The 5,748-nt window shown below is 59.9% G+C and carries 5 protein-coding genes; 1 reads left to right on the forward strand and 4 read right to left on the reverse strand.

Annotated elements, in window-relative coordinates:
* The first annotated feature begins 105 nt into the window (after positions 1-105).
* Entirely contained in the window at positions 106-1,329 is a 1,224-nt protein-coding gene (locus AB4043_RS18760; protein WP_442300026.1) for an FG-GAP repeat domain-containing protein, read from the forward strand.
* Between the two features lie 45 nt (positions 1,330-1,374).
* Here the strand turns inward: AB4043_RS18760 and AB4043_RS18765 are convergent, their stop codons facing one another.
* From AB4043_RS18765 to AB4043_RS18780, 4 genes are read right to left on the reverse strand one after another with little or no spacing between them, the layout of a single operon-like run.
* The gene (locus tag AB4043_RS18765) at positions 1,375-2,661 is read right to left on the reverse strand and encodes a four-carbon acid sugar kinase family protein (RefSeq protein WP_442307758.1); all 1,287 of its coding nucleotides are present in this window, start codon (positions 2,659-2,661) and stop codon (positions 1,375-1,377) included.
* 5 nt (positions 2,662-2,666) lie between these two features.
* On the reverse strand, positions 2,667-3,494 hold the full coding sequence (locus AB4043_RS18770; protein ID WP_442307759.1) for a RuBisCO large subunit C-terminal-like domain-containing protein: 828 nt from the start codon (positions 3,492-3,494) through the stop codon (positions 2,667-2,669).
* A 5-nt stretch (positions 3,495-3,499) separates the two neighbouring features.
* Complete coding sequence (locus tag AB4043_RS18775; protein ID WP_442307760.1) at positions 3,500-3,712, reverse strand: hypothetical protein; 213 nt, start codon at positions 3,710-3,712, stop codon at positions 3,500-3,502.
* A 12-nt stretch (positions 3,713-3,724) separates the two neighbouring features.
* Entirely contained in the window at positions 3,725-5,482 is a 1,758-nt protein-coding gene (locus AB4043_RS18780; protein ID WP_442300029.1) for a beta-L-arabinofuranosidase domain-containing protein, read from the reverse strand.
* Positions 5,483-5,748 lie beyond the last annotated feature (266 nt).

The raw sequence follows: 5,748 nt of genomic DNA on the forward strand, positions 1-5,748 counted from the left end.
CTCCAATCCCTGCCAGTCGAGGATTTACGAAGTTCCAAAGTCTTGCGAAAGATCAGATGACTGTATCTACTGATCTCGTTACAAAACCGCTCTCCGGAGACAATCGTGTCCAAGCCTGTTCTTAACCTGCGCATCAACGATAAGAAGATAGCCTCGCCAGGATGGGTGTTGTTGTTTGCAAGTGTTCTGTTGGCCCAGGCGCAGCCGGCATCGACCCCGGTCCGGCGTTCTTTCGATCGCGCTCTGCTGCTTGAAGAAAAGAGTGAAACCTCGGCCGGAGTCAGCGTGGGTGACCTCAACGGAGACGGCCTGCCGGACATCGTTCTTGGCAAAGGGCGGCATTGGCCGCTCTTCAACCGCGTGCTATTGAACGATGGCCATGGCAGCTTCACCGCCAATAATCTGGGAACTGCGCCCGACCGCACCTATTCGGCGGCGCTGGCCGATGTCGATGGTGACGGCCACCTGGACATCGTGGTCAGCAACGACGCACCCGATCGCAAACTGGTCTACCTGAATGACGGCAAAGGGCACTTCACCGAGGCCGGTACATTTGGCAGCCCCAACTGGGCGACGCGTTACGTGACCCTGGCCGACCTGAACGGCGACGGTTATCCGGACATCGTGGCTGCCAACCGCGGCGATTATCCGGACCTGGTAGACGGAAAACCCGGAAAAGGCCCACAGAACCCCACTCCGAGTTACATCTGCCTCAACGACGGCAAGGGCCATTTTCCCGCATGCGAAGCGCTTCCAACAGAATCGGCAACGTCCATCGTCGCGGCTGACCTCGACGGCGATGGAGCGCTCGATCTCTTCGTCCCTCATCGCGATGGCGGCCAAAGCATCGTGCTTTGGAACGACGGCAAGGGACACTTCCCCACCTCGACCAAGATCGGCGCAGCCGAAGCCTGGATTCGCATGGGAGCAGCTGGCGATCTCGACGGCGACGGGCGGCTGGATCTCGCGATCATCGATGAACGCCTGAAGGCTTCCTTCATCCTCTTCAATCGCGGCAGACGCCAGTTCGGAGAACCGGTCAGGCTTCCCGGCCCCGCCCGGGCTCCGTACTGCCTGGCGATCGCCGATCTGAATCGTGACAAGCGGCCAGACATCATCGTGGGCTACGTGGAGTTGCCCGGATCGATATTCTTCAACAACGGGCAAGGACGCACGTTCCACGAGGTCCCCTGGAACGACGGCAAAGGCACCGTATACGGCCTGGCCTTCGCCGACTTCGATGGAGACGGCTGGCCAGACATCGTGGCGGCGCGTTCCGATGCTCCCAATGGCATCTGGTTCAGCACGAAACCGAGCGGTGGTCACTAACTCTCGTGAAGCCGAAGGGTTCGTAACAGCTTCATGACACACGCCCTAGGCGTCACGCACGAGCTGGAAGAAATCCTCATCGCCCATCTGCCCGCCCTTGAGCGCAAGTTCGATGTCGAGTGCGCCATGCGTGCGGCAAAGAGGCACGCCGGTATGAAGATTCGCTTGCCAGGTAAGTGCCCTGAGTCCAAGCTGCCGAACCGCGTGCGAGCTGGTATCGCCACCGCAGAGGAGAACGCGCGAGATGTCAGTAGCCTGCACAATCTGGCGCATCATGACACCGAGGGACTCGCCGAGGCTTGATCCCGATGCCGGCGCGCTAACCGGCCCCATCGCGCTATAGATCACGATGTCTCTTCCCTGCCGTATGGACTGAATCGCCTGAGCTACGATGGCACGCTGACGGCCGGCATCTCCAATAACCTCCTCTGGATGGAGGGCGATGCCGGCGAAGCCATGCGCGAAAGCCCAGCGCAGTTGGTGTTCTGTAGCGACAGAACATGAGCCGCTCAGAACCAGGAGAGGTCCTCGCATCTTCGGTGGTAAAGATGTGTCTGGCCTGGGAGCAGAATCCTGCCCCGTATCCCGCCACGCCTCTACCAATGCGGCCGTAAGACCCGAGCTTCCAACGGCAAACATCTGCCGTTGCCCTACGACCTGCCAGAGAAGCTTGCCTATCGCTCTTAACTCCGATGGACGCACCGTATCAAAGAGAACGGCATTCGCACCTGCAGCTTCGGCTTTCGCAAAGGCAGCGAATCCATCTCCTTTGCCAATATCCTTGTAGCTCACATGGTCTATCCGCAGCGTTGTCTGCGCGCAGAGATGCTTCCGCAAGTCCGCTTCACGCATCGGCGTCACAGGATGCCGGCTCATCGGGTGTCGATCGATACGCAATACCCTGCCATCGGGGCCGGCAGCATACAAGCGGCCCCGCCACACGTAACGACGAAGATGAGGAGCGCCCACAACGATGGGARCCGTGTGCCCCTCGAAGATCTCTCGTCCTATCTCCATCGCACAACCGATGCTTCCGACCTGCGGTGACGAATCGAAGGTGGAGCAGACCTTGTAGTGCGTGATGGCAGCGCCCGCCGCCTGCAACGAACGAAAGACCCCGGGAAGGTTCTGCTTCATCCATTCGGGTGATTGAGAGCGGCTCTCTCCAGCGATTCCATAAGCGCGGAGCCCAGGCGCCAATGCAAGATCCTCGGCCGTCGGCGGAGCAAAGAACAAAGCGGCAGGAATGCCACCGCGGGCAAGCTGCTCCAGAACATCGGTTGAGCCGGTGAAGTCGTCGCCGTAATAGGTATAAAGCAGCGGGTTGCGCATTCAGCTTAGGCTCCGAAGAGCTCAAGCGCCTGCGCCAACTCCTGATGGCGGCTCGCGAATTCGGCCAGAGGAACACCTTCAACGGCAGCCTGCCAGGCCTGCTGCAGACTGCGCACACCTGCGGCCGGACCGCCGGGATGTCCCATGATGCCTCCGCCACAGGCATAGATCAGATCAGTACATCCAAGCGCCTTGTAGGTATCGGGCGCCTGACGCGCGCTTTGTCCCGACGAGAAGACTGGCATGACCTCGCAGCCGGGCAAAGGTGCGGAAAACATCGGCGTAAGACAGGAGCGAGCAGATGCAATCACCGACTCGTCGCTCTCGCAGAACTTATTGCGAAGCCCATTCACATGCGTGTGGTCGATGCCGGCAAGCCGCCACAGCTTGCTGAAAGCGACGAAGCTCATCCCCAGGGCAGGCGACCGGCCAAGCATCCCCCAGCCATTGCGATGCCCATGGATCGGAACCTGTGCGTGCGCACGCAGAACCTTCATCGCCGGCAGGCCGATAGAGTTCATGCTCACCATGACACACAGTCCGCCTTCAGCGACGACGTGGTCGTGACGCCGCAGCATCTCGTCGATCTCACCGGTCAGGTTCGGCGCGTACATCACGTTCTTTCCTGTCCGCTCCGCGAACTCCCGCAAAACGCGCATCACGGCCGAGACGCGAGCCGTAAACGAACAGTGCGCACCATCGGTCTGCAGTTCATCGTCCTTGATGAAATCGATACCCGCTTCCGCCAGCACACGCACCTGTGCCGCTGTCGTTTCGGGATCCATTCCGATGCTGGGCTTGATGATGGTGCCGATCAGCGGCCGCTCATACACACCTGTCAGAGCCCGCGTGCCGCTGACACCAAACTGCGGCCCCCGATACCAATGAGCTCGACCTGCGCCGCAAACCGCTCGCGCAACGCCTCCGTCTCTCCAGGAACACGAAGAAATGTTCCAGTGGACTGCTCGCCGGCCATGATTTCGGCTGCCTGCTCCAGCGGAAAGGCTGTTTCGATGAAGTAACGCGCGCAGATGCGCGGATGAGTGCTCACTCTGACGTCTCCTCAACCGCGATAAAAATAGCTCGTATAGCGTTCATTGTCGATACGGTACAGCGGTACAAAGACAGCGTCCCGCCCCGCGTACCGTTCGGTATAGGCCTGCGGACCCGCCGCCTTCAGATTGGATGGTAGCGGCAGCTTTGCGTGTGCCTCGGCTGCGGGGATATTTAACGCAACATACTGCATCGGTCCCCGCATCAGGGCGACTACATCCGGGTTTCGGTCATCGATGCTTTCGGTACGGAACTCCTGCGGAAGCATCAGCTCCACATGGTCCCCTGCCTTCCACTGGCGACGCAGCGCGTGGAACGTTCCAGCAGAAGCATTGGCCGTTTCCACCTTTCCGTTCACGCGGATGGTTGCGGGCCGCTGCAGCCAACCAGGAATGCGAAGGTGCAGTGCAAAGGTCGCCTCCCGGGAGGGATTTACGGTAAGGGCCACGTGATCGTCGACCGGATACTGTGTCTCCTGGGTTAGAACAACGGCAACATCCCTCACCTGGGTCTGCACGCGCGACGGCGTATACAGCGTGACATACAAACCGTCGTCTGCACCGAAGTAGATGTTGAGCGGATAGTCCGCCACGGTCTGCACCAGCGTGCCGCTACAGCAGGGCCACTTCTGCTTGTAGTAGACCTTGTCCGCGTAGGGAGAGTAGGTGGAGTAATACGGATAACGCCCCTCTGAGTCCGGCCGCTTCACGCCAAGGATGGTATTGAAGAGAACGCGCTCCAGGTTATCGGCATAGGCCGTGTCTTGTGGAACCCCAGTACGCAGCAGATAGCGCGCCAGCTTAGTTGCAGCATAAGCGCCACAGGGAGTCTCAAAGTGATCGACCGTGGTGCCGAGTGATGCATACAGCTCACCACGATGAGGCGTAACGAAGGTCTCGTTTGGGCCCCAGCCGCCGCTGGAGAACTGCTGCGTCGTCGTCAGCAGCAGAAAAGCATGGCGCATGGCATCGCGATACTTAACATCTCCGAGCGAGAGATACGCCTTACCTCCGGACGAGAGCGCAATCGCGTGCGAGTACGCATGCTGGCCGGGGAATGGATCTTCCTTGCTGGCAAGCCGGTCAAAGAACTCGCGGTCCAGAAGATACCGCACGGCATATTCGCGGAACACCGGATTCCCCGTGGCCTCTGCCGCGGCGAACAGATTCTCCGGCATGATGTATGTCTCGTCGTATGGCGGATCCTTCTTGCCGATGCGATCGCGTCCCTGTGCCGGCAGCAGAGGCTTCGCTCCATCGAACACGCGATTCAACAGCTCCGTCGTCCCTGGAACCTTCGACAGCGCTCCCGCATCCAGCAGACCAACCAGGTGCTTATCGACGGTGTAACAGGTCCAGAGGTTCGTCTCCGGCCGGAGGATACTGGCGTTCTGCGGTCCAAGTGTAGCCGCAAAACCCTCGACAAGATCATGGGCTTTGGCGTGGCACGCGCCATCTCCTGTAGCCGCGCCCATGCGTGCCATGCCCGAGATGTACTGTCCAAGACCGTGCCCCGGAACGAAGCCGTCGCGGTCATACCATCCGCCCATATCGTCACCGGGAGCAGGCAAACCGGCACGCTGCCGATAGACCTTCAGCAGGCGATCGTTCGAGAGGGAGAGGTAGTGTGCCTTGAGGGCGAAGTACTGCTCGGCAAGGGGACCGCCGGTCAACTGCACTTCGCTGTACTGCAACTGGCGCAGCGGAGCACGGTCAGCGCTCTGACCCGCCGCACCTTCAGCGCTCATCGCCGTTGCAGCGACGGTCATGGCGGAGGTCTTCAGAAATTCTCGACGGGTGAAGCTTTTTCCCTGTAGCTGTGAAGTAGGGCATCCGCATCTATGGGCGTTTTCCCTAATGAAAACGCCGCTGCACTCCTCTTTCGGGCTACCCAACAACGGGGAAAATGCTCTAAAGCTCACGGTCTCTCTCGTTTCCTGGCTGTGCAACGGAAGGATAAAACACGCTGCAGGTGATTTGCCGCGCGTGCCGGTATTCAGAACAGGATTCCGGAATGCGGAACGTCGTTCTATAC

Origin of the sequence: Terriglobus sp. YAF25, from assembly GCF_052113305.1 — a bacterium.
Classification (GTDB): Bacteria; Acidobacteriota; Terriglobia; order Terriglobales; family Acidobacteriaceae; genus Terriglobus.